This window comes from Stieleria mannarensis (assembly GCF_014154935.1).
Classification (GTDB): Bacteria; Planctomycetota; Planctomycetia; order Pirellulales; family Pirellulaceae; genus Stieleria; species Stieleria mannarensis.
This window is the reverse complement of sequence record NZ_JACEHH010000165.1, coordinates 1-1091: the sequence shown is the minus strand read 5'-3', so window position 1 is coordinate 1091 and position 1091 is coordinate 1. Positions and strand designations below refer to the sequence as shown.

Below are 1091 nucleotides of genomic sequence, written 5' to 3'. Positions count from 1 at the left end.
GATGAGGGAATCCCAAGAGAAAGCGAGGCTTTAGGAAAGAAAAGCAGAAAGAAGTTGTTTGCTTGGATGCCCTAGAATCTATTAGATTCAAATGCAACCAACGGCACTCGCCAGAAGTGCCGCTACGTTGACCACGAATCCATATGTTTCTTTAATAAACCTGCTTCCTTTATGTTAGTTATTTATTTCGGTGGCAGAACGAAAAACTGCGAACTTTACGGAAAAATTACAAACTCTTAAGGCTTTGTATAAATAAAAAATAGTAAAGGGTATTGTGTGAAAGTAAAAGAATAGGGGCGACTGCATGTGAGGGTTTGAATCCAGAACAGGGGGGGCTTCCCAGATGCGTTTTAATAAACGTTATTTAAATGGGCTGTAACTTTAGGGGTTTAGGGCGAGATGCCCTTAGAATCGGCCCTAAGGCCCCTGGAGTAGATTTTGTGGGGCTTCTCAGTTACTTGGCCACTTTTGCTCTCTCTGCTGACACTACTTTTTGTTTTTAACTAGTCTTTGCGGAATGCAGCTTGCACAGCGTAAATACAGGGTGGGGCTAGAGAAGTAAAAAATAAGTCAATCACTGGGGGCCACTCAAAGTGATTTCTATAGAAAGAAGTACTAAGGGGCCGTTTCAGTGTGCCCTTGCCCCCTTTTTTCTTTTTATTCAGCCTAAGTTTTTTGAAAGATTCTTGGCGAATCGGTCATTTTTTGAACGCAACCCATTGCTGGGTAATGACTTACGAACAACTCAGGATAGCTTTTCAGTTACGTGTATAAACCTATGGAGGAATGTCTGGCGCTTTCTCCACTAGTTTCGAATGTTTGTAACAGGAGAATAAACTTGGGCTGATGTTTCTCTATAGCCCTGAAACTAGAAGCTTAGCACACACCGCGTGTATCCGATAACACGTAGGTTTGCGATTTTAAGACCGCTTTTTTCCGTTGCCATTGGTAAAGCGGCTGGTGGAGACAGCTTTTGTTGTGCAGCAAACCGGTAAGCGAGGCCCCTAAAGGTTTTACCTGGACAGATTGGTTTAGTAATACTTTGATTAACTTCAAAGCTGTTACTCCACCATAAACGGTATCGGTGTGCA

General features: G+C 42.6%; 1 protein-coding gene. It reads right to left on the bottom strand.

The features are described 5' to 3' along the window. Positions 1-876: 876 nt before the first annotated feature. Positions 877-1091, bottom strand: a 215-nt coding sequence (locus H1B37_RS33550; protein WP_220498498.1) for a hypothetical protein, incomplete at its 5' end; no start/stop codon positions are given.